We start from the raw sequence: 26,631 nt of genomic DNA on the forward strand, positions 1-26,631 counted from the left end.
TTAGAACCAGTCTTTGATCCAGTTCAATGAACGTGTCACTGGGTTAGATGATTCATCTGGTTTTGTCATACATTCGGATGCTTCAGTCGGTTCTGATCCAGAAATAAAGGGTAGCAGCCTTGCACCTTCGCAGTTTTCAGCAGACAGTAAACCGGTTTCAGCGTTTATCCATAGCCATTTTATATCGTCTGGTAACGGTGCCTCAAATGATTCAAGCGGCTGAGTTTTCATAAAGCTCTTCCAGACTCTGAGTGCACCACCGGAACCGGTAAACGGTAAGGGTGAATTATCATCCAGGCCTAGCCAGACGACGGCTAAACGATTGTTACTAAATCCTGCAAACCAACTGTCGCGCTGGTCATCGGTGGTTCCTGTCTTTCCGGCAGTATTGATACTGCTCGGTAATACGGAATAAATGCTGGCAGCAGTACCGCTGTGAGTGACTTCCTGCATGGCGGTTTGAATTAGATAAACATCATCAGCATCAATAGTTTGACGTAGCTGGAATGGATAGCTGGATAATGCTTCGCCCTGACTATCTGTCACCGTGCGAATCGCTCGTACAGGTGTCTGGAAACCATTGGCAGCAATCGTTTGATACATGGTCGCTACTTCGAGGGGGGATAGTCCTTGTGCGCCAAGTAAAAGAGAGGGGTAAGCATCTAACTGACGTTTAATACCCAGCCGATTTAATGTGTTAATCACTTCTTTTAAGCCAACCTCCATACCAAGGCGAACAGTTGCAATATTATAAGAATGGGCTAAGGCATCAATCAGCATGACCTGTTGGTGTGATTGTTTGCTGAAGTTTTGTGGTTTCCATGTTTGCCCATTAGGCAGTTTCATCGTCAAGCTTGAGTCATCAACAATACTGGCCAGCGTTTTGCCATGCTCTAATGCGGTTAAATACACTGCGGGTTTTACTAGGGAGCCGATTGGGCGAAGCGAGTCTAATGCGCGGTTAAATCCTTTGTAACGGGTGTTTTTATCACCAATAACCGCAAGTACTTCACCCGTTTGTGGATCCGTGACTACCATACTGCCCTGCAATGGTTTCAGTTTGGCGCCATAGCTTTGTTGCAAAGTGCTGATGGTTTGTTTGAGTGACGTTTCAGCATGGCTTTGAGTGATGGGATCCAGGCTGGTGTAAACACGTAAACCTTCGGAATTCAGATCTTCATCACGGTAGTCACGACGAAGTTGTCGTTTTACTAAATCCAGAAACGCCGGGTAGGCTTCTTTTAATAAGGTACCTTTTTTGACGACATCAAGATCCGCATTGATAGCTTGCTGATATTGTTGCTGGGTGATTTTCCCTTGCTCAAACAACACTTGTAATACCAGGTTACGTCTTTTTTTCGCTCGTTCAGGGTGACGTCTTGGATCATAATAAGAGGGCCCCTTAACTAGTCCAGCCAGTAGCGCTAACTGATGCAATTTCAGTTCTTGTAGGGGTTGAGCAAAAAAGTAATGTGCTCCTAAACCAAAACCATGAATGGCTCGGGAGCCATCCTGTCCCAGATAGACCTCATTTAAATAAGCTTCGAGAATTTCATCTTTGCCATAATGAAGTTCTAATAACAAAGCCATGGGAATTTCGAGGAGTTTTCTGACAAGGCTGCGATCCGAGGTCAGATAAAAGTTTTTGATCAATTGCTGAGTTAACGTACTGCCACCTTGCACAAAACCACCGGCTTTAATATTAGCAACCATCGCACGAGCAATGCCTTTAGGCGATATACCGTGGTGCTGATAAAAATCCCGGTCTTCTATCGCGATCAAGGCTTCGGTCAGCATCGGCGGCGCATCTTTCAGCTGGATAAGATCCCGATCTTCGTTATTTAAGGGATAGATACCACCGATGAGTACGGGTTCAAGCCGAACCAACGGCACATCCTGCCCCTGGTAATCTCTCAATTGTGTTAGGCCTTGGCCATCAAAATCGAGAATCAGTTTTCTTGCCGGCTCCATACCGTCACTGAAGCGGAATCCCCGAGTTGCAATAATGGCTTTTGATGTCGAAAATGCGGCTTGCCCCGGTTGGGCGGCTTTGTTGGTAAACTGATAACCCAAGCCTCTCAGCTCGATTTTTAAGTCAGCAATCGATATTGGCGCACCCGCATATAGTTCCAGTGGACGTGCATACACCTTGGCAGGAACCGCCCAACGTTTGCCTTCAAACTGGCTACGGATTTGAGCATCAAGAAACAGCGTTAACAAACCGAGCAGAACGAGGATCGTAAAAGCGATCTTGAGTAAGCTTGAGCGACTGATGAAACCAGTTTGTTTTTTTCTTCGGGAGCTTGTTTTTTTTGAGCGTGTACGTTTTTTAGCGGGCGTTTTCTTTTGAGCCATGAGATTCTCAGCTTAGGATACGAGCCTGTTCAGGCGGTAATTCAATAACAACATTAAAACATGATGTTGGCATTAAGTGATAACAGTCCTCCTTAATATGCGGCGTTCAGCGGAAACGAATCGTTAAAACGCGCAGCAGTGAAAATTGTCAGAGGTCTGATCCTGTTTGTAGATAAATCAGGGCAATGGAAACCGATACGCTTGTGCTCTAAGTCATTACTTTTTTTACAGTTCGTCAAAACAGGCACGCCTAAAAAGCGCTAACAGCTTGATTTCGCATTATGCAATTTGTCTGGTAATATGCAGAACTCCAAAAGAGTTTCATGCGTAGTTTTTCACCTGAAACGACAAAAGTACAACTGTAGCGAGCGTTTATGGCTTTAGAGACACCAGTCTGTGAATTTGGTTTGCCTGCTGTGGATTTTTCTCTGCCAGGAACAGACGGTAAAATTTGGACATTAGATGAGTGTCGTGGTGAAAATGGACTATTAGTGATGTTCATTTGTAACCATTGTCCGTACGTACAAGCGATCATGGATCGACTTGTCCGTGATACGAATGCGCTGAAAGAGTTGGGCGTTAACTCTGTCGCCATTATGTCTAATGATGTGAATGACTATCCAGAAGATGCTTTCGATAATATGAAACGCGTTGCTGAACAGCAGCAGTTTTCATTTCCTTATTTGTATGACGAAACACAACAGGTTGCCCAGGCTTATGGTGCAGTCTGCACGCCCGATTTTTTTGGTTATAACGGTGATTTGCAACTACAATATCGCGGTCGTTTAGATGCCAGTAAAAAACAAGCAGCGGCATCTGATGTCAGACGAGATTTGTTTGAAGCAATGAAACAAGTGGCAGAAACAGGCCACGGCCCAGAAAATCAAATACCTAGTATGGGTTGCTCGATCAAATGGCGGGCAGCTTAATTTTTTTTAATAGGAGAATGTAGATAATGGCTACACGTAGACATTTAGCTAATGCAATCCGTGCGCTGAGCATGGACGCAGTACAAAAGGCGAACTCGGGTCACCCCGGCGCGCCTATGGGTATGGCAGATATTGCCGAAGTGTTATGGAATGACCATTTAAAACACAACCCAAATAACCCAAATTGGGCTGATCGTGACCGTTTCATCCTATCTAATGGTCACGGTTCTATGTTGATTTATTCATTGTTGCACTTGTCAGGTTATGACTTGCCAATGGATTCAATCAAAACATTCCGTCAATTACATTCACAATGTGCGGGTCACCCTGAATACGGTTATGCACCAGGTGTTGAAACAACAACAGGTCCATTAGGTCAAGGTATCACCAACGGTGTTGGTTTTGCGATGGCTGAAAAACTGATGGCTGACCAATTTAACAAACCAGGTCATGACATCGTTAACCACCACACCTATGTATTCATGGGCGACGGTTGTTTGATGGAAGGTGTTTCTCATGAAGCATGTGCGCTTGCGGGTACATGGGGTCTGGGTAACCTGATCGCATTCTGGGATGACAACAATATCTCTATCGATGGTCACATTGATGGCTGGTACACAGATGACACTGCTAAACGTTTCGAAGCTTACGGCTGGCACGTTCAATCAGTTGATGGTCATGACGCTGATGCGATCAACGCAGCTATTGAAGCAGCGAAAAAAGTCACTGACAAACCTTCACTGATCTGCTGTAAAACCATCATCGGTTTCGGTTCACCAAACAAATCAGCTAGCCATGATTGCCACGGTGCTGCATTAGGTGAAGAAGAAGTTGCATTAACTCGTAAAGAGTTAGGTTGGGACTACGAACCTTTTGTTATTCCTGAAGACGTTTATGCAGGTTGGGATGCAAAAGCAAAAGGTGACGCTGCTGAAGCTGAATGGAACAAAAAGTTCGACGCTTATGCTGCTGAATACCCAGAATTAGCTGCTGAATTTAAACGCCGCATGGCAGGTGAATTACCCGCTGACTGGAAACAATTCACAGATAAAATGATCGCTGATTTCAACGATAAAGCAGAAAGCGTTGCTTCACGTAAAGCATCACAAAACGTTATCACTGCTTTAGCGCCTGAATTACCAGAATTTATCGGTGGTTCTGCTGACTTAACAGGTTCTAACCTGACAAGCTGCTCAAGCTTCAAACATGTTTCTGGTAAAGAGCCAGGTAACTACATTTCATACGGTGTTCGTGAGTTTGGTATGTATGCCATCATGAATGGTATGGCTCTGCACGGTGGTTTACTGCCTTACGGTGGTACGTTCCACATGTTCTCTGACTATGCTAAGTCTGCTTTACGTATGGCGGCATTGATGAAGCAACGCACAATCGCTATCTTGACTCATGACTCTATCGGTCAGGGTGAAGACGGTCCTACTCACCAACCAATCGAAAACACAGCAGGTCTGCGTTACATTCCTAACATGGATGTATGGCGTCCTTCTGATGAAACTGAAGTTGCTGTGGCTTGGGTTGCTGCCGTTGAACGTAAAGATGGTCCTTCAAGCTTAGTATTAAGCCGTCAAGGTATCCCAGGCCGTAAACATGACACTGCTGACTTCGAAGCTATCCGTAAAGGTGCTTATGTATTGTCTGAAGCAGAAGGTGGCGCAGCTGATGTCATCATCATCGCGACAGGTTCTGAAGTTGACTTAGCGGTTAAAGCACAAGAAGAACTGAAAGCTGACGGTGTGAAAGCACGCGTTGTTTCTATGCCTTCAACTAATGTGTTTGATCGTCAAGACCAAGCTTACAAAGACAGCGTGTTAACACCTGGTGTTAAACGTGTATCTGTTGAAGCGGGTGTGACTGATTTCTGGCGCAAATATGTTGGCCTGGAAGGTGGTGTTGTTGGTATCGATACATTTGGTGAATCTGCACCAGGTGGTGTATTGATGAAACACTTCGGCTTCACAGTTGAAAATGTTGTTAAGACAGTTAAATCAGTGCTGTAATGATTGCTGATTTAAATTAAGTAGTAATTGAGTTGAACCAGTGGGCATTTGCTCACTGGTTTTTCTCTCTCTAAAGCTCGAAAGTCTAATAAGTGAGATTTCAGACTGAGATTTCAGTTCTTAGACAGACGGATATAGTGATAGGGGATTAAGCATGACGATTAGAGTCGGTATTAACGGTTTTGGCCGCATTGGTCGCATGGCATTTCGTGCAGCCATCAAAGATTTTACAGATATTGAAGTGGTAGCTATCAATGATTTGTTAGATCCCGAATATCTGGCTTATATGCTCAAATACGATTCTGTGCATGGCCGCTTCCATGGTGAAGTGGAAGTCAGAGATGGCAATCTGGTGGTGAATGGCAAAACTATCCGCATTACAGCTGAGCGTAACCCTGCAGATTTGAAATGGGATGAAGTCGGTGCGGATTTGGTTATCGAATGTACGGGCTTTTTCCTGACCGAAGAAAGCTGTCAGGCGCACATCGATGCTGGCGCCAAAAAAGTGGTGCAGTCTGCGCCTTCAAAAGATCACACACCAATGTTTGTCTATGGTGTGAATCATAAATATTACGACGGTCAGGCGATTGTTTCTGCCGCATCATGCACGACCAATGCATTAGCGCCTGTCGCTAAAGTCTTGCATGACAGCTTTGGTATCAAACGCGGATTGATGACTACGGTACATGCTGCCACCGCAACACAAAAAACCGTGGATGGCCCTTCAATGAAAGATTGGCGTGGTGGTCGCGGCATTTTGGAAAATATTATTCCATCATCTACCGGTGCGGCGAAAGCGGTTGGTAAAGTCTTACCTGATTTGAATGGCAAGTTAACCGGTATGGCTTTCCGCGTGCCGATATCGGATGTTTCGGTGGTTGATCTGACGGTTGAGTTAGACAAAGATGCAACATATGAAGATATCTGCGCAGCGATGAAAGCCGCTTCTACATCAGAGTTAAAAGATGTACTGGGTTATACGGAAGAAAGCGTGGTATCAACGGATTTTCGTGGTAACACAGCCCCTTCAAACTTTGATGCCGGTGCTGGAATCGCATTGGATAAGACGTTTGTTAAAGTGGTTGCGTGGTATGACAATGAATATGGCTATACCTGCAATATGATGCGTCTTGTACAGCACGTTGGTAGTTAATTCATTCATTTATCAATAAAAACGTTAAGGCTTTCTGGATTCAGGAAGCCTTTTTTTATGGTCAAACTAATTTAGAACGTTATACTTTGTGATGGAGATCACAAATTTAATTATTCACGAGGAAAATCATCATGTCTGTAATCAAGATGGCTGATCTGGATTTGGCGGGTAAGCGTGTACTGATTCGCCAAGATCTTAATGTGCCACTGAAAAAAGGTGTTGTTGCTGATGGCACCCGTATTCATGCTTCATTGCCCACTATAGAAATGGCATTAAAAGCAGGTGCAAAGGTCATGATCATGTCGCATCTTGGCAGACCAACTGAAGGTGAGTATGAGCATCAGTACTCGCTGGCCCCTGTTGCTAATTATTTATCAGCCTTATTGGAACAACCGGTCAGACTTGAGCAAAACTGGCTAGAACCAGAATTTATACCCGTTGAAGCGGGTGAAGTCGTCTTGTGTGAAAACGTGCGTTTTAACATCGGTGAAAAAGCCAACGATGATGCGTTATCTCGTCGTATGGCCAAGTTGTGTGATGTGTTTGTAATGGATGCCTTTGGCACAGCTCATCGTGCTCAGGCGTCGACGCATGGCGTAGCGAAATACGCACCGATTGCATGTGCCGGTCCACTATTGGCAACAGAATTAGAAGCATTGGCGAAAGCATTGGATAACCCGGCAAGGCCGCTAGTCGCGATTGTAGGTGGCTCAAAGGTATCCACCAAGTTGACGGTGCTGGAATCGTTATCTAAAAAAGTGGATCAACTGATTGTCGGTGGTGGGATAGCCAACACTTTTATTGCGGCAGAGGGTCACCAAGTCGGTAATTCGCTTTATGAAGAAGACCTAATTGATACCTGTAAAAAACTAAGAGCGGAAGCTCAGGCTCGTGGTGGGGATATTCCGGTACCAGTTGATGTCGTATGTGGTAAGCATTTTGCTGAAAATGCGGAAGCTGAAGTCAAAAAAGTGACTGATATCGTTGCCGATGACATGATTTTTGATATTGGTCCAAAATCGGCCGCCGCTTTAACAGAAATTTTAAAAAACGCTGGTACGATTGTCTGGAATGGTCCGGTCGGCGTGTTTGAATTTAATCAGTTTGGCGAAGGCACGAAAGAAGTCGCGATGGCGATTGCTGAGTCTGATGCATTTTCTATTGCTGGTGGTGGTGATACATTAGCGGCAGTGTCTAAATATAAAATTTGTGATGACATTTCTTATATTTCAACGGGTGGTGGCGCATTTCTCGAGTTTCTTGAAGGTAAAAAATTACCGGCTGTAGATATTTTGGAGCAACGCGCCGCACAAGCATAAAGGAGTTTCATGTGACGGCCATAAGACGAACAAAAATTGTTGCGACTTTAGGGCCGGCCACACAAAGCCCGCAAGTATTGGATGCGATGATCGCAGCCGGCATGAATGTGGTCAGGCTTAACTTCTCTCATGGTGAGCCTGACACTCACATTGCGTTGGCAGAGCTGGTCAGAGAACGTGCTCGTTTGCAAAATAAACAAGTTGGTATTCTGGCTGACCTTCAGGGACCCAAAATTCGTATCTCCCGCTTTAAACAAGGCTCGGTTGTGCTTGAAGAAGGCGCGTACTTCATTCTGGATGCCCAGCTTGGTAGAGACGAGGGTGATGAACAGCAAGTGGGCATTGACTATAAAGCGCTTCCACGTGATGTCAAAGCGAAAGACACCTTGCTCCTTGATGATGGCAGGATTGTATTGCGTGTGGATAAAGTCGATACGCATAAAATCTATACGACGGTAAGTTTCGGTGGTGTTCTCTCCAATAACAAAGGCATTAACCGTATTGGTGGTGGACTATCTGCCAAAGCCCTTACCGATAAAGATAAACAGGATATTAAAACGGCTGCCAGCATGCAGGCAGACTATCTCGCTGTGTCATTCCCTCGTTCGGCAGATGATATCCATCAGGCAAGGCAGTTATTACGCGATGCTGGCGGTTATGGTGCCATTGTGGCAAAAATTGAACGTGCAGAAGCGGTAGAAGCTATTGATGAGATCATCTCAGCTACCGATGCGATTATGGTCGCACGTGGCGATTTGGGCGTGGAGATGGGGGATGCGGCATTACCGCCTATTCAAAAACGTATCATTGGGCTGGCTCGTAAAAAGAACTGCCTGACCATTACAGCCACCCAGATGATGGAATCAATGATCATGAATCCGATTCCGACCCGGGCTGAAGTGTTTGATGTGGCCAATGCCGTGCTGGATGGCACTGATGCTGTGATGCTATCTGGGGAAACGGCGATTGGTAAAAATCCGATAAAAACCATAGCGGCCGTTGACCGTGTTTGTCTGCAAGCAGAGCTGGAACGTGAAATACGGGTCTCGCGACACCGGATAGACTCGCATTTTGAACGGATGGATGAGGCCATCGCTATGGCTGCCATGTATACTGCCAACCATCTGGATGTAAAAGCGATTGCTGCATTGACGGACTCAGGTGCAACCACATTGTGGATGTCCAGAATTAGTTCGGGTATTCCTATCTTTGCACTCACACCCCATGAAAAAACAGCACGGAAAGTGACCTTATACAGAGGGGTTTATCCACTTAAGTTTGATGTAGAACATCATGACCATGCGCTGATGAATAAAGAGATGGTAGATGAGCTTGTCCGTCGTGGTGTTGTGTCAGATGGTGATATCGTCATTATTACTAAAGGCGATCTTGAAATTCAGGGCAGTACCAATGCTATGAAAATTGTCAAAGTCGGTGATATGGCTGAACCCAGACAGATAGACTGAATACGGAACATGATTTTTTCTTTACAGGAGGCTTTATGGCCCTGATTACGTTGCGACAATTATTAGACTATGCAGCTGAACATGATTTTGCTGTTCCGGCATTCAATGTCAGTAATATGGAGCAAGTACATGCCATTATGCAGGCAGCAGACAAGGTAGATAGCCCTGTGATCATGCAGGCCAGTGCTGGTGCCAGAAAATACGCTGGTGAGCCATTTTTACGGCATATGGTCCTCGCAGCTATTGAAGAATATCCTCATATTCCAGTGGTTTTACATCAGGATCATGGCGCTAGCCCGGCTATCTGCATTCGTTCGATTCAGTCAGGATTTACTTCGGTGATGATGGATGGATCATTACGAGAAGACATGAAAACACCGTCTGATTTTGACTATAACGTGCAGGTGACAAAAAACGTTAGTGACATTGCTCATGCATGTGGTGTTTCCGTGGAAGGGGAGTTAGGCTGCCTGGGCTCTTTAGAGACCGGTATGATGGGGGAAGAAGATGGTCATGGTGCAGAATCAGCCTTAGATCATAGTCAACTATTGACCGATCCCGATGAGGCAGTGGAGTTCGTGAATTTAACGCAGGTTGATGCCTTAGCCGTTGCTATAGGCACCAGTCATGGCGCCTATAAATTTACACAACCACCAACAGGTGATGTGCTGGCGATTAGCCACTTAAAAACCTTGCAACAAAAACTGCCTGATACCCATTTTGTGATGCATGGTTCGAGTTCAGTACCGCAGGATTGGTTGAAAATTATCAATACACATGGTGGTGATATCGGCCAAACCTATGGGGTGCCTGTAGAAGAAATTGTTGAAGGCATTCAATATGGTGTACGTAAGGTCAACATTGATACCGATTTACGCATGGCCTCAACGGGTGCTATTCGTCAGTTTTTGACTGATGAGAAGAATAAAGCGGAATTTGATCCACGGAAATTTTTCAAAGCAGCGACGCAGGCGATGCAAACGATTTGTGAAGCGCGTTATCAGGCATTTGGTAGCGCAGGACATGCCAGAAAGATCATACCTGTTTCATTAGCTAAAATGGTTGAAAGATATTAGTTTGGGTCGATAACAGTTTGTTTGTCAGTGATTTTCAGCTACTCAGACTTATCTATGATTGAATGTTATTTTCCTCATTAAACAATCAGTTGCGAGCCTTGTGCCAGAATACGGTAAACTACCTGTTTTTTAGCAGAGAATATCGTTCGTGCATCAAATAATTGCGATTGCCGCCGGCGGTGCAGTAGGTGCCGTACTCAGGTTTGTTGTTTCCAACGGCATCTATCGTGTTTTAGGGCGTGACTTTCCCTACGGCACATTGGCTGTTAATGTGCTCGGTTCTTTACTGATGGGATTTCTGTTTATCATCTTTATCGAGAGAGAGTTGGGTATGGCAGAATGGCGCTCTGCCATTTTAATCGGCTTACTTGGCGCGTTTTCGACATTTTCTATGGAAACTATTGCTCTGCTGGAAGCCGGTGATGTCACGAGAGCCATGCTAAATGTATTTCTTAGCGTTTTGCTCTGTCTCACGGCTACATGGATAGGTCTAAGCCTGGGGAGACAGTTATGAGTCGGTTCGAAGTCACGATGGTTCGTGTATACCTTGCTGAGGGGCGGGATCATAGTAATCGCGTTATAGACTTACTTGAAACATTAGATATTAAAGGCTTTACCGTGTTTCGTGGCATTGCTGGTTTTGGTGCTGAACAAAAGTTGCATAAAGCGTCACTATTGGATTTATCACCTGAATTACCATTGGTGATCGAGTTTTTTGATGTTCCACATAAAGTGGAAAAAATTATTACACAGCTGGAAAGTATGGTTAAGCCGGATCATATTGTGAGCTGGACTGCACAATCTGGAAAATAAAAGAATGTTAGATCCGAAGTTATTAAGAAATGAGACTGAACAGGTTGCTGAGCAACTAGCCCGTAGAGGCTTTGATTTAGATGTTGCATTGTTGGCTAAGCTTGAAGAAGAGCGTAAACAGGCACAACTGGATGCTCAGGAATTACAAACAGAAAGAAATAGCCGTTCTAAAAATATTGGTAAAGCCAAAGCGGCGGGTGAAGATATTACCCCCTTACTGAAAGAAATCGAAGATTTAGCTGACCGTCATAAAGCGGCTGAGTCAAGATTAAATGATGTGTTGACCCAGTTGCAAGACATCGCCATGGGTATTCCTAATCTTCCTCAGGCTGATGTTCCGGCCGGTAAAGATGAGAGCGAGAACCAGGAAATTTTACGTTGGGGTGAACCGCGTCAATTTGATTTTGAACCAAAAGATCATGTCGATCTAGGTGCTGCTTTAGGTATGGACTTTGATACCGCAGCAAAAATCAGTGCTGCCCGTTTTGTCACTTTGTCAGGTCCTTTGGCTAAGTTACAGCGTGCGCTGACCCAGTTTATGCTGGACTTACACAGTGAACAGCATGGTTACACGGAAACCTATGTTCCTTATTTAGTGAATGCTGACTCTTTAAGAGGAACAGGACAGTTACCAAAATTCGAAGAAGATCTGTTTAAAGTGAACGATGGTGAGTTTTATCTGATTCCAACAGCTGAAGTGCCAGTGACTAATATTGTCCGCGATACGATTACTGAAGATGCATCGTTGCCGCTGAAGTTTGTGGCACATACACCGTGTTTCCGAAGTGAAGCCGGCTCTTATGGTCGCGATGTACGTGGTCTTATCCGTCAGCACCAGTTTGAAAAGGTTGAGTTGGTACAAATCGTCCGTCCAGAGGACTCTGCTGCCGCGCATGAAGAATTAACAGCACATGCTGAAAAAGTATTGCAGTTATTAGATTTGCCATATCGTAAGGTGAATTTGTGTACGGGTGATTTAGGGTTTTCATCTACAAAAACCTATGATCTTGAAGTTTGGTTACCAAGCCAGCAAACCTACAGAGAAATTTCATCTTGCAGTAATTTTGGTGATTTCCAGGCACGTCGTTTACAGGCCCGCTGGCGTAATCCTGCTACTGGAAAACCTGAGTTAGTTCACACGCTCAATGGTTCAGGACTGGCCGTTGGCCGTACGCTGTTAGCGTTGATGGAAAATCATCAACAGGCAGATGGTTCGGTGTTAATTCCAGAGGCGTTACGTCCATATATGGGCGGTCAGGACAGCATTCGTGTTTGAATTTAGTTTGGTCCAGAAAATTATTATCTGGGCGATACCTGTTTTATTTGCCATTACTGTGCATGAAGTTGCGCATGGCTGGGTTGCATTAAAGTTAGGTGATAGAACAGCACAAATGTTGGGTAGGCTCACGCTAAACCCCTTTAAACATATCGACCCTATCGGCACAGTACTTGTGCCCGGCTTATTATTATTACTGGGCGGCTTTGTATTTGGCTGGGCGAAACCGGTACCGGTGAGCTATCAGAATCTGCATCAGCCCAAACGAGATATGGCGTGGGTGGCTGCTGCTGGTCCTGCTGCCAACTTTATTATGGCGATTATCTGGGCGATCGTTGCCAAGCTGGGTTTAATGCTTATTCATGCCGATATTACCCTGGGTCAACCTATGATGTTTATGGGCGTCGCTGGTGTTTTGATTAATACGATGTTAATGATGCTTAACTTACTGCCTATTCCGCCTCTGGACGGCAGTCGTGTGTTATCAAGCTGGCTACCAGGACCGATGGCATATAAGTTCAGCAGGATAGAGCCTTATGGTTTCTTTATCTTGCTCGGACTGCTTTATTTCGGCATTTTGAATTTGATTTTATGGCCATTGGTCAGTGCTATGCTAGGTTTGCTGGTGTCTGTCTTTCATTTACCAGCACAAATATTCAGTATTTTATAGTTAGCTAATTAAGGCTTATCAGGAGAACATTTTGGATACGGTTGCTATACAGTCCCGTCGCATTGTTTCAGGCATGCGTCCAACAGGGCAATTGCATTTAGGTCATTATCATGGCGTTCTAAAAAACTGGATTAAATTACAGCACGAATTTGACTGCTTCTTCTTTGTCGCAGACTGGCATGCATTGACGACTCATTATGAAGAGAGCAGTGTCATCGAAGGCAGTGTTTGGGAGATGGTGATTGACTGGCTCGCTGCCGGTATTGAACCTTCGACGGCATCGCTGTTTTTACAGTCAAAAGTACCTGAGCACGCTGAATTACACTTATTATTGTCGATGATTACACCGCTTTCCTGGCTAGAGCGTGTACCAACATACAAAGATCAACAAGAAAAACTAAAAGAAAAAGATTTATCGACTTACGGTTTTTTAGGCTATCCCTTATTACAAAGTGCCGATATTTTGATTTATCGTGCGGGTCAGGTGCCTGTGGGTGAAGATCAGGTCGCTCATGTCGAGTTAACACGTGAAGTCGCTCGTCGTTTTAATCATATCTATGGTCGTGAGAAGGACTTTGAAGAAAAAGCCGAAGCCGCGATTAAAAAAATGGGTAAGAAAAACGCAAAGCTCTACAATACTTTGCGTAAGTCATACCAAGAGCAAGGTGATGCGGATGCTCTAGCCACCGCGCGTGAGTTGCTTAAAAATCAACAAAATTTAGCGCTGGGTGATATGGAGCGCTTATTCGGCTATCTGGAAGGTGCAGGTAAAGTGATTTTGCCCGAGCCAAAAGCCTTATTAACACCGGCATCTAAAATGCCAGGCCTGGATGGTCAAAAAATGTCCAAGTCATACGGAAATACAATCTCGCTGCGTGAGCCTGATGATAGCCTGGCAGAGAAAATTAAGCGTATGCCAACGGACACCAACCGTGTTCGACGTACTGATCCTGGTGAGCCCGATCGCTGCCCTGTATGGCAGTTGCATGAGGTTTACGCTTCAGAAGATCAGAAACAGTGGGTACAAGAAGGTTGTCGCAGTGCCAGTATTGGTTGTCTGGATTGTAAAGGTCCGTTGATTGATGCTGTTAGTGCTGAACTGAGACCGATTCGTGAACGGGCGTTGGATTTTAGCCAACACCCAGAAGATGTCCGCCGTATTATTGATGATGGTAATGCTGCCGCGCGTGAAGTGGCACAGGAAACCTTGGCGGAAGTCCGTTCATCAATGGGTTTAAACTATAAATAAAAGGGTTGCTGACGCGTTTTTATGGCTGAACGTATTCAAAAAGTATTAGCAAGAGCAGGGTATGGCTCTCGTCGCCAGGTAGAAACCTGGATTAAAGAAGGACGTGTCACTCGTAATGGTGAGTTGGCAAGTTTAGGAGATCAGATCAGTGAAGGCGATCGTTTAAAGCTGGATAATAAACCGCTTTCTCCGAAACGTTTATGGCAGGAACCGGCTAAACAGGTCATTCTCTATAACAAGCCTGTTGGTGAAGTGTGCACGCGTAAGGACCCTGAAGGCCGTCGTACTATCTTTCAGTCGTTACCTATTCCAGAGCAGGGCCGTTGGGTCAGTGTGGGACGGCTTGACTTAAACACCAGTGGTTTAATCATCCTGACCACAGATGGTGAATTGGCAAATCGTTTAATGCATCCATCGCATGAAATGGATCGCGAATATGCGGTTCGTGTCTTAGGCGAAGTGACATCTGAAATGATGCAGACGCTACGTGATGGCGTCATGCTAGAAGATGGTGAAGCTAAGTTTGCAGATATTCAGGAATCTGGCGGTGAAGGAGCCAATAAATGGTACCACGTGGTTATCCAGGAAGGTCGTAACCGTGAAGTACGTCGCTTGTGGGAAAGCCAGGGTGTACAGGTCAGCCGTTTGATGCGGGTGCGTTATGGACCGATCATTATTCCTAATAATCTGCGTATGGGACACTGGACAAAGCTGGAAGGTTCAGACCTAGATTATCTTTATGAACAGGCTGGGATGAAGCCAGTCAGTAACGTTACAGGTGGACGCAAGAAACCGGCTGTTAAGCAGGAACGACCCAAGAAAACACGTACAAGAAAAGAATATAGTACCAATAAAAAAGAACAAAGCCGGGATCAGGATGAGCCCATGCCTAAAAGAAGACCTCGTATTCGAGGCCATTGATTTTATACTGTCTGCTGTCTATTAAAGATTAGGGTTTCTTGGCGCAGACAGTTATATTCTTACCCATGTGTTTGGCTTCATAAAGTGCCATATCAGCCCGTTCAAACAGGTGATAGCCTTCTTCATTCATATCAAGTTGGGCTACGCCTAAGCTGATGGTGAAACCGAAGCTGTTTGTTCCATCATGAGATAATATTTGTGCAACCGATTCACGGATTCTTTCAGCTGCAACTTGAGCGTCGTGAATGCTAGTATCCGTTAGTAGCAGAACAAATTCTTCACCACCAAATCTGAATGCCAAGTCACTACCACGCAAATTCTGGTTAATCATATCTGCCAAAATTTTAAGTGCTCTATCACCGGTCATATGACCAAAGTTGTCATTGATAATTTTGAAGTTATCAATGTCAATAAGGACGAGTGACAGAGGTATATTGTGTCTTTTTGCTCTGTCGATTTCCCTGTGCAAACTTTTTTCATAAGCAGCCCGATTACCCAAACTGGTTAAGTCATCCAGTAGTGCAGAGGCGAGCGCTTTTTTATAAAGCAGGCAGTTACGTAAAGGGTAAACAAGCAGGCTGAGTAAATCTTCTAGAAAAATAATATCTGCTTGAGAAAACTTTTTGCTTTGCGTAAAGCTAAGATCACCCAGATAATCACCATTCATTTCAAGTTTATAATGGCAGCGGTGGTGAGATTTTTCCGCCGAGTTGATATCGACTTTCATACTAGGGTTTTGATAATGAAAGCTACACTCAGGGAAAACAGCATTCACTTCATGCTGAAATAATTGAAGCATGTCTTCCAAAATAAGGCTGGTTTGCAGCGTGTAAGGAAGTTGACGGTGTATGTCTTCCGCTGTTTTGGTCTGAGTGTAATCTATTGCTGGTTTAGACCCTTCTACCAGGCTTAGTTTATGCTTGTTTGATATTGATGGGTGTTCCATTGGAGCACTTCCTTATTCAAGTTATGAATATAACCTGCTATAAGTGTGCCAATATTTAAAATTATATATGAATCAATGGGTTGGATGTTAGTGTCAGGGTTTTGACGTTTAATCAACCGATACTGGAGAGTTGGTTTCTAATTGAAGTTTTGCGATATATTGATAAGCGACATCATCTGGCAAATTCAGATGTTCTGGGTTTCGGGCTGGATAAGCGCGAGCATAAAGCGCCGTTCTGACTTCACCAGGATCAATGGTGCTGACGATCACTTTGCCTTCTGCTTCCAGTTCATCTTTTAATTGTTCAGCAAGTGCTTCAACTGCGGCCTTACTAATACCGTAGGCACCCCAATAAGCGGTATGCTTGTGGGCATCAGTAGTGAAAATTAAATGGCTTGCTTGTTGTTTTAATAATGGTAGACAGGCTTGGGTGAGTAGGTAAGCGGCTGTCAGGTTGATGTGCAGGGTTTCTGCCCATGTTTTAGGATCTTGATTCATCACTGGGGCTAATTGTCCGAGTGAAGCAGCGCAGTGAATTAAGGCATCCAATTTACCAAAACTTTCTGAAATAGTCTGGGCAAGTTGTTTGTAGTCATCAACAGTTGCCCCTTTGAGGTCGAGCGGATAGATAGCTGGAATGATGCCAGTTTGTTCAACAATTTCATCATAAACAGCTTCAAGCTGCGGAACTTGTTTATCATGTAAGATAACTGTAGCACCTGCATATGCACAGGCTTTAGCTACTGAGGCACCGATGCCTTGAGCGGCACCGGTGATAAGAATGATTTGTTCAGCCAATTGGCTGTCCTCAGTATATGCTTGCATCAAGATTTATTCGGCAGGTACAAATTGACTAAATTGTGCGACACCGTTATGGAATTGTACCGATGTAATACCGTCTTTTTTATGCCATTCAAGATGATCAACAGTTAATGCATCAATTGTATGTGTTTGAGTGACATCAGGCTCACCCCACTTAGCGATAGCTTCTTCTTTCGTCATTCCTGCAATCGTGTCTGTTTCATCTTCTACAGCACCTGTTGTGTCAGTGGTGTCTTCACTGGTCATCTCTGCAGGTGCGGCAGATGTATCTTTAGAGTCTGTCTGAGCACTGTTGTCATCACTACAGGCAACAATGAATGTGCCTAGAAATAACGCGATAAAAAGTAATTTGAACTGTTTCAGCATAGCATTCCCTTATTGTTATAAATATTGAGCCACAAAGTATAGCAAGTGATTAATCGCTTAGCTAACCGTGTTGATTTTCATTATCAATTCGGCAGCTTTTTCACCATTTATCACTGCACCTTCTAGTGTAGCAGGATAAAGATTGTTAATTATATCACCTGCTAAATAGAGCCCATCCACTGGAGAGCAAGTTGTCGGACGATCTGAGCAAACACCCACAGTACTTCTGAATGTTGCCCGTTTTTCTCGGATAACGTAACCGCGAATAAATTCAGAGGGCTGTACTATATTTGTGTCTAGTAATTCATTAACAACGTGCTCGATAAGCTGTTCATTAGTCAGCTTCAGATGTGAGCCTGGTCCACTGATAACAACCGCCAACAGGCCATCACCTCTATCGAATATCCATTGGCTTGTTGTCCCGCTGAGTCCCAACATAGGTGATCGAAGATGGATATCAGATGCGCATTGCAGATAGACCGTGACAATAGGATGAGAGCTTGCGTCCTTAGCTCCCCAATATTTTCCTAACAGTTGTTGGCTAGTGTGTGGTCCAGTAGCAATAATAATATTGTCCGCTTCAATGGTTTGTCCATTATCTGTCAAAGCCGCAGTGACTTTATTGTTATGGATAACGAGTGACTTAATACGCGTTTTCAGGGAAATTTGTCCGCCTTGTTGCTGAATATATCGTTCAGCATAGGCTGGTAGGGTATCGCCTAATGGTACTTGCGGAATCAAAAAATCAGCGTAGTCACGTTGCCTAAAAGTCTCTAACAAGACATGAGCAAAAAGATTAGCCGATGCTTCGGAGAGGGGCGTATTCATCGTAGCAAGACATAGTGGCTCCCATAATTGCTCAATCAATCGTCGACTTTGTTTTTGTTGTTCTAGCCATGCTTTTACGGATATATCGTCTGACTTTTTTTGTGAACGGGCATTGAAGATTAGACGAAAGATCTGGACAAAAACAGCAAAACCATTGAGTTGCCAAGTCTTTATTGCCAGAGATAGCGGCCAGGGTAGATGTGGCGTGTCAGCGAGTTTTAGATCGCCAAAATTTGGATGATGGATGGTTATATTTAGCGGAAGCCGCTGAAACAATCTGGACTCATCAGCACCCAGGTCTTGCAATAATTTTAAGGTGCGTTCATAGGCACCAATGAATAAATGTTGACCGTTGTCTATGGTCTGTGCGTTCCAGACAACATTTCGGGCTCGTCCTCCCAATTGCTTTGCAGATTCCACCAGGTGAATCGATTCGCCCTGTTCTAACAAACGAACAGCGGCAGCAAGTCCACTCCAGCCACCACCAACAATCAGCGTGGTCATTATGGATGTTTTTTTTCTGCTCTGGACGTGCGCCAGGCTAACCAGAGTTTTTTCAATGGTGTCAGTGAAATGCGCTGTTTCATCACCTGAAACTGATCTTTTTCAATTTCGTCTAACGTCGCCTCATAAATAGCAGACATGATTAAGCCCGTACGTTGTGAGTATCGATCTTCTTTGGGTAATAGCGTTTTGGCTTCTTGATAGAAGGAACGAGCACGTTCGGTTTCAAACGCCAGTAGTGCTGTTAATTCTGCTGTTTGTTTTAGTGCCAGAATATCTTCTTCACTTACCTTAAATCGAGCCATATCCTCTGCGGGGAGATAGATGCGGCCACGTTCGGCATCTTCACGAACGTCACGAATAATATTGGTTAATTGGAAAGCCAAACCCAGTTTTTCGGCATATTTCAGTGTTTGACGGTTTTGATAACCAAAAATTTCTGCAGCAAGTAACCCGACCACGCTGGCGACACGATGGCAATATAAAGCCAGATGTTTAAAAGCGTCATATCGATGCTGGAATAGATCCATTTCCATGCCATCAATAATTTCAAGAAAATATTCTTGATGAAGTTCGAAATGCTTTATTGCTTCTTCCAGAGCTTTACCAACAGGATGAGTGGCTGTCTGGTTAAATATATTCTCAACCTCACTTCGCCACCAGCTTAAGGTCTGTGCAGCAACTTGCGGATCGGCTATTTCATCTACTGCATCATCCACTTCACGGCAAAACGCATACAAGGCGGTGATGGCCTGTCGCTTTTGTGGTGGTAAAAACATGAAACTGTAATAAAAACTGGAACCACTTTTAGCTGCTTTGTCGCGGCAGTATTGATCCGGCGTCATTTGACCAAACGTTCCACAATCGTGTCGTTTAACAGATGTGACTCAATAATTTCGTCAATATCTGCTTCTGTTTCATAGTGGTACCAAGTGCCTTCAGGATAAATCACTAACATCGGTCCCAGCTTACAGCGGTTAAGGCAGCCAGCATTATTGACACGCACTTTTTTTATTTTTAATTCTTTAACACGCTGTTTGGCGTAATCACGCAGAGACTGTGAACCATGCTCTCCACAATTTGCACTGCCATCATCACGCTGATGCGTACAGAAAAATAAATGATATTTATATATTTGAGCCATAGTGACTAAGAATAGCGAACCTTGAAATAACTAAAAAGCATTTAAACAAAATTATTACTGATCTGATGCTTCATACGCTGTATCTGGATAGCGAGAACGGTAGTGAAGAACCTGTTCGATAATCGCTAAGAAATGATCGACTAACTCAGGATCAAAATGTTGTCCTTTTTGAGTGAGCAGATAATCAACCGCTTGCTCAACCGGCCATGCCTTTTTGTAAGGGCGCTCAGACGTTAAAGCATCAAAAACGTCACATATTGCACAAATACGACCTTCGATGGGGATAGCTTCCCCTTTTAAACCATTTGGGTATCCAGAACCGTCCCATTTTTCATGGTGAGTCAGGGCAATATTACTCGCCAGCTTGAGCAATGGCACATCTGTATCAGCTAGTAGGTCTGCGCCAATTTTGACATGGGTTTTCATGATCTCCCACTCATCAGGATTAAGCGAACCCGGTTTCAGTAGAATGTGATCTGGAATGCCAATTTTACCGATATCATGCATCGGCGCTGCGGTTAATATATCAGCAGCAAACTTATCACTGAGTCCGACGGCGAGTGCCAACATATGGGCAAAGTGGCTCATCCTCAGAATATGATTACCGGTTTCGTTATCTTTGTATTCTGCCGCCCGACCTAAGCGTTTAATAATTTCAAGACGGCTTTGCTCAAGTTGTTGAGTTCGGATCTTGACCTGTTGTTCTAGCGTTTCATTCTGCGTCAATACTTGCTTATGCAGTAGGCGGACTTCCAACATATTTCTGATACGTTGGATGACTTCTGTCTGATCAAACGGCTTAGTTATAAAATCTTTTGCGCCGGAGCAGAGAGATTTTTTCCGTATTTCCTGAGTGAGTTCGGCGGTGATTACCAGTATTGGAAGATAATCATCCTGTATCGCTGTTTGCAGTGTTTCCATTACCTGAAAACCATCCATATCCGGCATACGGATATCTAGCAGGATGAGATCAATTTCGTATTCAAAATAGCGTTGTTTGACTTCAGCGCCTAGATTTGTGGAATACAGAGAGGTAAATCCGGCCTGTCTCAGCATTTTTTCCAGTAATTTAATGTTGATCAATTGGTCATCAACAATAAGAATTCTGGCGTTTAAAATGTCCTTATCTGAAATCATTATGTGCATCCTTTGCATATCATGACTGAATTAACCATGTAACCAGCGATGCTTTTCATTTGATGACCTTAAGGTGTGAGTCGGACCATTACATTAATAATTTCGCTGAATAGCAAAGTCGGCTAACGATAATAAAGCTTGTTTATACGGGCTTCCAGCAAGTATATCCAGAGCTTGTTTCGCTTGCATCACTTCCTTTTCAGCGGCTCTGGCTGTGTAATCTATCGCGCCTGTGTTCTGAATGATCTCAATAATGTCAGTAATCCTGTCTCGCTGGCCTTGTTCGATGGCTTCACGAATAATGGCTGATTGTTCAGCATTACCATGTTGCATCGCATAGATCAGAGGTAATGTAGGTTTGCCTTCAGCAAGGTCATCACCAATATTTTTACCAATAGTCTCGCTGGATTGACTGTAATCAAGTAAGTCATCGACCAGCTGAAAAGCACTACCCAAATGCATAGCGTAGTTAGCCATAGCCATTTCAGTAGCGTTATCAGAGCCTGAGATGACGGCACCTAACTGGCCAGCAGCTTCAAACAGCTTGGCGGTTTTATGATGAATCACTTCAAGGTAACGCGCTTCGGTGGTATCGGCATCATGACAGTTCAATAACTGCAGTACCTCGCCTTCCGCAATGACATTCGTGGTATGAGAGAGAATTTGCATTAAGCGCATAGACTCAATTTCTACCATCATTTCAAAAGAGCGGGTGTAGAGGAAATCTCCCACCAGTACACTTGCTTCATTGCCCCAGAGTGTATTAGCTGTTTCCTGACCCCGGCGCATATCAGAGTTATCTACCACATCATCATGTAATAACGTTGCGGTGTGAATGAACTCAATAATGGTAGCGAGGTTGATATGTTGACTCCCCTCATAGCCACATGCACGTGCAGCCAGAATAGCTATCGCCGGGCGAAGCCGCTTACCACCACTGTTGATAATATAAAAGCCAAGTTGATTAATGAGGGCAACATCAGACTGTAAGCGTTGTTGGATCAACTCGTCTACAGCTTTCATGTCATCTTGAATTAGAGAATAGATGGATTGGATATCCACGGAACCGTAATCTGCCTATAATGTGTGATTTAAACGCGTACTTTCTCATGAGCGAGAATACTGCGCAAATATTTCAATATGAATTTGATCTCCTTGAAGAAAGGAGATACAATTGCCGGTCTTTTGTGGGGTAACCCGCATTAACACTATTATACTTTGGAGACAGCGATGTACGCTATTGTCGCGACTGGCGGTAAACAATACCGAGTTAAAGAGGGCGAAAAGCTCCGCATTGAAAAATTGACTGCTGAAGCCGGTGATACGGTTGAGCTTGATAAAGTTCTGTTAGTTGGCGAAGGTGAAGACATCAAAGTTGGTGCACCTTACCTTGACGGTGCTAAAGTGACTGCGAAAGTGGCAGCTAACGGCCGTGGCGATAAAGTAAAAATCGTCAAATTCAAACGTCGTAAGCACCATCAAAAACAGATGGGTCATCGTCAAGCATATACTGAAATCGAAATCACAGGCATCTCAGCCTAAGAATCGGAAAAGAGGTTTAAGAAATGGCTCACAAGAAAGCTGGTGGTAGTACTCGTAACGGACGTGATTCAGAGTCTAAACGCCTTGGTGTAAAACGCTACGGTGGTGAATTAGTGTCTGGTGGTAACATTTTAGTTCGTCAGCGTGGTACACGTTACCATGCAGGTCGTAACGTAGGTATCGGTAAAGACCATACTTTATTTGCGACAGCTGAAGGTAAAGTATTATTTGAGACCAAAGGTCCTCAAAACCGTACTTTCGTCAGTGTTGTTGCTGACTAAGAATATTTGTTAGCCCGTATGGGGCAAACAGCACAAAGCCCCGCTGATGCGGGGTTTTTTGTTTCTGGCATATAGGTTTATAGTCAGAAAGAACATGAGATTAAGGTCGGGAAGCGACAATGAAATTTGTGGATGAAGCGAAAATTAAAATCAGTGCCGGAGCCGGTGGTAATGGCTGTTTGAGTTTTCGCCGTGAAAAATTCATTCCTTTTGGTGGCCCCGATGGCGGTGATGGTGGCGATGGTGGCGATGTCTATTTGTTGGCCGATTCCCAGGTCAATACACTGATCGACTTTCGTTATCAGCGTAATTTTAAAGCCGAGCGTGGTGAGCATGGTCGTGGTCGTTTGTGCAGTGGTGCGCGTGGTGAAGATCTGATTATCAAAGTCCCTATTGGCACAGAAGCCTGGGATGATGATACCGATGAACTCATTGGTGACCTGACCAAAGATGGCGATAAGTTATTAGTCGCAAAAGGCGGCTGGCATGGTTTGGGTAATGCGCGTTATAAATCGAGCATTAACCGTGCACCTCGTCAAACCAGCGATGGTACTCCCGGTGAAGAACGCACTTTACGGCTTGAAATGAAACTATTAGCAGATGTGGGACTGTTGGGTTTACCAAACGCTGGTAAATCAACATTTATCAGCCAGGTGTCAGCTGCGCAACCCAAAGTGGCAAATTATCCATTCACCACGCTTTATCCAAACTTGGGTGTCGTGACTTTAAAAGATGTGCGCAGTTTTGTGATTGCCGACATTCCCGGTTTGGTTGAAGGTGCGGCAGACGGCGCCGGTCTAGGTATCCAGTTTCTGAAACATCTGACCCGTACGCGCTTACTGTTACATCTTGTTGATATGGCGCCGGTTGATGTGAAACAGGACCCGGTAGAAAGTGTGCAGATCATCAACCGTGAACTGGAAAACTATAGTGAAGCTTTAGGCAGTCAGGATCAGTGGTTAGTTTTGAATAAAATGGATCTGGTACCCGAAGATATTCGCGACGATCTCTGTCAAGAAGTGCTGGATCGACTGCAATGGAAAGGCAAAGTGTTTTACATTAGTGGTCAGACTGGCGAAGGTTGCGATGCGCTGGTCAATGAAGTCATGAATTATCTGGAAAGTGTTCGTGCCAGTGAAAAAGACGAAACCACAGATAATTCACAGGATGATGCTCAGGAATAAACCTCAGTGACAGAACCACATCAGCAATTATTGAATACCAAGCGCTGGGTTATCAAAATTGGCAGTGCTTTATTAACTCGTATTGGTGAAGGTCTTGATACGGATCGCATACGTTGGTTAAGTGCTGAAATAGCCGAACTAAGACGTCAGGGAAAAGAAGTAGTATTAGTCACGTCTGGATCAGTTGCTGCGGGTATGCAGAAACTGGGTTGGAAAAGACGTCCACACGAAATTCATCGTCTGCAAGCGGCTGCCAGTGTTGGTCAGATGGAGTTGGTCAACGCCTATGCCACAGAATGCGGTAAGCATGGCATTCACACCGCTCAAATCTTATTAACTCACTCTGATTTATCAGACCGTGGCCGTCATCTTAATGCACGTAGTGCACTGCAAACGTTGCTGGAATTAGATATTCTGCCCGTGGTTAATGAGAACGATACCATTGCTACCGAAGAAATTCGTTTTGGCGATAACGACACACTAGCAGCCATGACTGCCAACCTGGTTGAGGCCGATGTGTTAGTTATCTTGACGGATCAGGACGGCTTGTTTGACTCCGATCCCAGAACCAATCCTGATGCCCGCATGATTGCTGCCTCAGCTGCCAGTAACGCAGCGCTTGATCAAATGGCGGGTGATAGCAAAGGTGAACTGGGCCGTGGTGGTATGACCACCAAATTATTGGCAGCACGCCGTGCGGCCCGTTCAGGTGCCTATACGGTTATTTTATCTGGTAAACATCCCGACAATCTTCGTTACTTGGCAGCAGGGCATGCCGTGGGTACATTACTTTGGCCAGACAATAAGCCGATTACTGCCAGACAGCAGTGGCTGGTGGGTCATTTAATCGCCAAAGGGCAATTAGTGTTGGATGATGGTGCTGTGGCTGTGTTGAGAGAACAAGGGCGCAGTTTATTGCCTGTTGGAGTGACCCATGTTGAAGGCAAGTTTACACGTGGTGAATTGGTGATTTGTCGTGATGTAAATGGTAAAGAAATCGCCAGAGGGTTAGCGAATTATAATGCTGATGAGGCGCATCTGATTAAAGGCAAACCCAGCAGTGAAATTGAATCTATCCTGGGTTATGTCGGTGAACCTGAACTTATTCACCGCGATAATCTGGTGTTAACCAGCTAATTCAAGAGAATAATAAAAATCGCAGGCATAAAAAAACCGACATTAAGTCGGTTTTTTTATAAAGTCGAAACTTTAAATTACATTGCGCGAACAGCGTTGTTCAAACGGCTTTTACCACGAGCAGCAGTATTCTTGTGAATAATGCCTTTTCCCGCCATACGATCTAATGCAGGCGCTGCAACTTTGAAAGCAGCAACAGCTCGTTCTTTATCACCAGCTGCGATTGCTTTTCTCAGTGCTTTAATCGTTGTACGCATCGCTGAACGTTGGCTGGCGTTACGCTGACGGTGTACTTCTGCTTGACGCGCGCGTTTTCTTGCTTGTGCCGAATTTGCCAAAGTGCTTCTCCTAAAAATTCATTTATCTGTAGCTAAACCTAGCTATCTGTATTTACAGATGAGCCCGACATTATCCGGATTTTAATCTGATTTGTAAATGGTATTATGTGATTATTTTTCAATAGGATGACCCATGCGCATAATCACAGCCAATGTGAACGGTATTCGAGCCGCCGCCCGTAAAGGTTTTTTTGACTGGCTACCCAAGCAAAATGCAGATGTTGTCTGTATTCAGGAAACCAAAGCTCAAGTGCATCAACTTGAAGATGATATTTTCAGGCCACAAGGATATCACTGTTATTACCATGATGCAGAGAAAAAGGGTTACAGCGGTGTGGCGCTGTATTGTAAAGCAGAGCCCGATGAAGTGATTGTGGGTATGGGTAATGAGGAGTTTGATGCGGAAGGTCGTTATATCGAAGCCCGTTTTGGTAATTTGAGCGTGATTTCGCTGTATATGCCTTCAGGTTCATCAAAAGAAGAGCGACAAATTGCCAAATATCGCTGCATGGATTTTTTTGAAAATAAAATGCAGGACATGAAAGACTCGGGTCGCGATGTATTGATTTGTGGTGATTGGAATATTGCGCATAAAAATGAAGACATTCGTAACTGGAAAGGCAATCTGAAAAACTCTGGTTTCTTACCTGAAGAGCGCGCCTGGTTGGATAAACTGTTTGATGAAATGGGTTTTATTGATGCGTTTCGAGAGTTACCGCAGGAAGAACATCAATACACCTGGTGGTCAAACCGAGGCCAGGCCAGAGCCAATAATGTGGGATGGCGTATTGATTACCATATCTTAACGCCGGGCATGAAAGGTAAAGTCAAAGCCACAGAAATCTATCGCGATGAGTCTTTTTCGGATCATGCACCGTTAATTATTGACTATGACTACGCGTTACCAAAATAAACAAATGAACTTTATCACGCCATAACTCTCTGACTTATTTAACCTAACAGAGAGTTATGTATGTGGTCATTATTTAAGTCTGATCCTGAGAAAAAGTTAAAAAAGCAATTAAAACAAAAGCGTGAACAGGCATTACATGCACAACGTAATGGCGATATACGGCTGTTTGCTTCACTGACTCAGGAGGCAGAGGCGATATTGAAACAATTACAGCAAGTGCAGTCAGACAAAGCCTGAAAGCACGTTG

Annotated in this window: 28 protein-coding genes; 18 read left to right on the plus strand and 10 right to left on the minus strand. The window is 44.3% G+C overall.

What is annotated here, in order from left to right; all coding sequences use genetic code 11:
• Positions 1–2,355 (minus strand): penicillin-binding protein 1B, encoded by a 2,355-nt coding sequence (mrcB, locus tag MAMP_RS02645; protein WP_007144430.1) that lies wholly within the window; start codon positions 2,353–2,355, stop codon positions 1–3.
• A 374-nt stretch (positions 2,356–2,729) separates the two neighbouring features.
• Between mrcB and MAMP_RS02650 the strand changes: the two genes are divergently transcribed.
• The 12 genes from MAMP_RS02650 to rluB all read left to right on the plus strand — a co-directional run bounded on the left by MAMP_RS02650 (position 2,730) and on the right by rluB (position 15,242).
• Positions 2,730–3,284, plus strand: a complete 555-nt coding sequence (locus MAMP_RS02650) for a thioredoxin family protein (protein ID WP_007144432.1) — start codon at positions 2,730–2,732, stop codon at positions 3,282–3,284.
• A gap of 26 nt (positions 3,285–3,310) precedes the next feature.
• Positions 3,311–5,299 (plus strand): transketolase, encoded by a 1,989-nt coding sequence (tkt, locus tag MAMP_RS02655; protein ID WP_007144433.1) that lies wholly within the window; start codon positions 3,311–3,313, stop codon positions 5,297–5,299.
• A gap of 154 nt (positions 5,300–5,453) precedes the next feature.
• Positions 5,454–6,452 (plus strand): type I glyceraldehyde-3-phosphate dehydrogenase, encoded by a 999-nt coding sequence (gene gap, locus MAMP_RS02660; RefSeq protein WP_007144434.1) that lies wholly within the window; start codon positions 5,454–5,456, stop codon positions 6,450–6,452.
• A 131-nt stretch (positions 6,453–6,583) separates the two neighbouring features.
• Positions 6,584–7,771, plus strand: coding sequence for a phosphoglycerate kinase (locus tag MAMP_RS02665; RefSeq protein ID WP_007144435.1), 1,188 nt, complete (start codon positions 6,584–6,586; stop codon positions 7,769–7,771).
• Positions 7,772–7,782: 11 nt separating this feature from the next.
• Entirely contained in the window at positions 7,783–9,237 is a 1,455-nt protein-coding gene (pyk, locus tag MAMP_RS02670) for a pyruvate kinase (RefSeq protein ID WP_007144436.1), read from the plus strand.
• A gap of 35 nt (positions 9,238–9,272) precedes the next feature.
• Positions 9,273–10,313: a class II fructose-bisphosphate aldolase gene (gene fba / locus MAMP_RS02675; protein ID WP_007144437.1), complete on the plus strand. Its 1,041-nt coding sequence runs from the start codon at positions 9,273–9,275 to the stop codon at positions 10,311–10,313.
• 148 nt (positions 10,314–10,461) lie between these two features.
• Positions 10,462–10,827: a fluoride efflux transporter CrcB gene (gene crcB / locus MAMP_RS02680; protein ID WP_007144438.1), complete on the plus strand. Its 366-nt coding sequence runs from the start codon at positions 10,462–10,464 to the stop codon at positions 10,825–10,827.
• Positions 10,824–11,126, plus strand: a complete 303-nt coding sequence (locus MAMP_RS02685) for a DUF190 domain-containing protein (protein ID WP_007144439.1) — start codon at positions 10,824–10,826, stop codon at positions 11,124–11,126. Before crcB ends, MAMP_RS02685 begins: the two co-directional genes overlap by 4 nt.
• 4 nt (positions 11,127–11,130) lie before the next feature.
• The gene (gene serS / locus MAMP_RS02690; RefSeq protein WP_007144440.1) at positions 11,131–12,402 is read left to right on the plus strand and encodes a serine--tRNA ligase; all 1,272 of its coding nucleotides are present in this window, start codon (positions 11,131–11,133) and stop codon (positions 12,400–12,402) included.
• Positions 12,395–13,072: a site-2 protease family protein gene (locus MAMP_RS02695; protein WP_007144441.1), complete on the plus strand. Its 678-nt coding sequence runs from the start codon at positions 12,395–12,397 to the stop codon at positions 13,070–13,072. The genes serS and MAMP_RS02695 overlap by 8 nt, the downstream gene beginning before the upstream one ends.
• 31 nt (positions 13,073–13,103) lie before the next feature.
• Positions 13,104–14,321 (plus strand): tryptophan--tRNA ligase, encoded by a 1,218-nt coding sequence (locus tag MAMP_RS02700; RefSeq protein WP_007144442.1) that lies wholly within the window; start codon positions 13,104–13,106, stop codon positions 14,319–14,321.
• A 21-nt stretch (positions 14,322–14,342) separates the two neighbouring features.
• Entirely contained in the window at positions 14,343–15,242 is a 900-nt protein-coding gene (gene rluB, locus MAMP_RS02705) for a 23S rRNA pseudouridine(2605) synthase RluB (RefSeq protein WP_007144443.1), read from the plus strand.
• A 28-nt stretch (positions 15,243–15,270) separates the two neighbouring features.
• On the opposite strand, the gene MAMP_RS02710 is transcribed toward rluB, so the two are convergent.
• The 8 genes from MAMP_RS02710 to ispB all read right to left on the minus strand — a co-directional run bounded on the left by MAMP_RS02710 (position 15,271) and on the right by ispB (position 22,051).
• Positions 15,271–16,188 (minus strand): GGDEF domain-containing protein, encoded by a 918-nt coding sequence (locus MAMP_RS02710; protein ID WP_007144444.1) that lies wholly within the window; start codon positions 16,186–16,188, stop codon positions 15,271–15,273.
• A gap of 108 nt (positions 16,189–16,296) precedes the next feature.
• Entirely contained in the window at positions 16,297–16,986 is a 690-nt protein-coding gene (locus tag MAMP_RS02715; RefSeq protein ID WP_007144445.1) for an SDR family NAD(P)-dependent oxidoreductase, read from the minus strand.
• A gap of 33 nt (positions 16,987–17,019) precedes the next feature.
• Positions 17,020–17,376, minus strand: coding sequence for a hypothetical protein (locus MAMP_RS02720; RefSeq protein WP_007144446.1), 357 nt, complete (start codon positions 17,374–17,376; stop codon positions 17,020–17,022).
• Between the two features lie 57 nt (positions 17,377–17,433).
• Positions 17,434–18,708, minus strand: coding sequence for a hydroxysqualene dehydroxylase HpnE (gene hpnE / locus MAMP_RS02725; protein ID WP_007144447.1), 1,275 nt, complete (start codon positions 18,706–18,708; stop codon positions 17,434–17,436).
• Entirely contained in the window at positions 18,708–19,553 is an 846-nt protein-coding gene (hpnD, locus tag MAMP_RS02730) for a presqualene diphosphate synthase HpnD (RefSeq protein ID WP_007144448.1), read from the minus strand. Before hpnD ends, hpnE begins: the two co-directional genes overlap by 1 nt.
• Complete coding sequence (locus MAMP_RS02735; protein WP_007144449.1) at positions 19,550–19,852, minus strand: (2Fe-2S) ferredoxin domain-containing protein; 303 nt, start codon at positions 19,850–19,852, stop codon at positions 19,550–19,552. Before MAMP_RS02735 ends, hpnD begins: the two co-directional genes overlap by 4 nt.
• 54 nt (positions 19,853–19,906) lie before the next feature.
• Positions 19,907–20,989: an HD domain-containing phosphohydrolase gene (locus tag MAMP_RS02740; protein WP_007144450.1), complete on the minus strand. Its 1,083-nt coding sequence runs from the start codon at positions 20,987–20,989 to the stop codon at positions 19,907–19,909.
• A 93-nt stretch (positions 20,990–21,082) separates the two neighbouring features.
• On the minus strand, positions 21,083–22,051 hold the full coding sequence (gene ispB / locus MAMP_RS02745; RefSeq protein ID WP_040576147.1) for an octaprenyl diphosphate synthase: 969 nt from the start codon (positions 22,049–22,051) through the stop codon (positions 21,083–21,085).
• Positions 22,052–22,219: 168 nt separating this feature from the next.
• Here ispB and rplU point away from each other — a divergent pair, with 168 nt between their 5' ends.
• The 4 genes from rplU (at position 22,220) to proB (ending at position 25,133) form a co-directional block, all read left to right on the plus strand.
• On the plus strand, positions 22,220–22,531 hold the full coding sequence (gene rplU, locus MAMP_RS02750) for a 50S ribosomal protein L21 (RefSeq protein ID WP_007144452.1): 312 nt from the start codon (positions 22,220–22,222) through the stop codon (positions 22,529–22,531).
• Positions 22,532–22,554: 23 nt separating this feature from the next.
• Positions 22,555–22,812, plus strand: coding sequence for a 50S ribosomal protein L27 (rpmA, locus tag MAMP_RS02755; protein ID WP_007144453.1), 258 nt, complete (start codon positions 22,555–22,557; stop codon positions 22,810–22,812).
• A 119-nt stretch (positions 22,813–22,931) separates the two neighbouring features.
• Entirely contained in the window at positions 22,932–23,996 is a 1,065-nt protein-coding gene (cgtA, locus tag MAMP_RS02760; protein WP_007144454.1) for an Obg family GTPase CgtA, read from the plus strand.
• Between the two features lie 6 nt (positions 23,997–24,002).
• Positions 24,003–25,133, plus strand: coding sequence for a glutamate 5-kinase (proB, locus tag MAMP_RS02765; RefSeq protein ID WP_007144455.1), 1,131 nt, complete (start codon positions 24,003–24,005; stop codon positions 25,131–25,133).
• A gap of 77 nt (positions 25,134–25,210) precedes the next feature.
• Here the strand turns inward: proB and rpsT are convergent, their stop codons facing one another.
• Positions 25,211–25,471, minus strand: a complete 261-nt coding sequence (gene rpsT / locus MAMP_RS02770; protein ID WP_007144456.1) for a 30S ribosomal protein S20 — start codon at positions 25,469–25,471, stop codon at positions 25,211–25,213.
• Between the two features lie 133 nt (positions 25,472–25,604).
• Between rpsT and MAMP_RS02775 the strand changes: the two genes are divergently transcribed.
• Both MAMP_RS02775 and MAMP_RS16010 read left to right on the plus strand, forming a co-directional pair.
• Positions 25,605–26,384: an exodeoxyribonuclease III gene (locus MAMP_RS02775; protein ID WP_007144457.1), complete on the plus strand. Its 780-nt coding sequence runs from the start codon at positions 25,605–25,607 to the stop codon at positions 26,382–26,384.
• Between the two features lie 60 nt (positions 26,385–26,444).
• Entirely contained in the window at positions 26,445–26,621 is a 177-nt protein-coding gene (locus MAMP_RS16010; protein ID WP_007144458.1) for a DUF6435 family protein, read from the plus strand.
• Positions 26,622–26,631: the final 10 nt, after the last annotated feature.

Source organism: Methylophaga thalassica MP (genome assembly GCF_000214595.1).
Classification (GTDB): Bacteria; Pseudomonadota; Gammaproteobacteria; order Nitrosococcales; family Methylophagaceae; genus Methylophaga; species Methylophaga thalassica.